The following is a 509-nucleotide window of genomic DNA, read 5'->3' on the forward strand; positions in this document are numbered from 1 at the left end:
GGGATTTTTGTAAGTGTAAGATTCTCAAAGGATGATGATTTTGTATCAAAGGCTGTACAACAAATCAGCAGGGTCCGATGAGAGCCCACTTCTTCGCTCATGATACGGAGTTGTTCATGGGTCATGGCGCTCGTTGTGACATAAATATAATCCGTTTCCGTTGAATATCCCTGCATCCAATAATGATTTTCATCCGGCGCATAGGTAAATCCCATATGTTTGCACATAGCTTCTGAAAGCATCGCAGCATTATATTCGCGGCTAATAATCCATTGTCCCCATGGATCTTTCTGCAACAGAGAAGGTGCAAGGCGATAATAGCGAAATCCACCGCCACCTTGCCAATTGACACTTTTAGAAATTCCCCCTTGATCAGTTCCATCAATTACTTGTTTTAAACGAGGAATAATGTGTGTATGACAATGTTCACCGAGTTCAATCATAATCCACTTGCGGCCCATTTTATGAGCAACAGCGCCGGTCGTACCAGAACCAGCAAAGGAATCCAA

General features: G+C 43.0%; 1 protein-coding gene. It reads right to left on the reverse strand.

Going from position 1 to position 509, the window contains the following annotated elements; all coding sequences use genetic code 11:
• The coding region (locus ACFIO3_RS15690; RefSeq protein WP_375704844.1) for a DNA methyltransferase at positions 1–509 on the reverse strand (509 nt) is incomplete at both ends.

Source organism: Bartonella sp. AD328YNZD, from assembly GCF_042196425.1.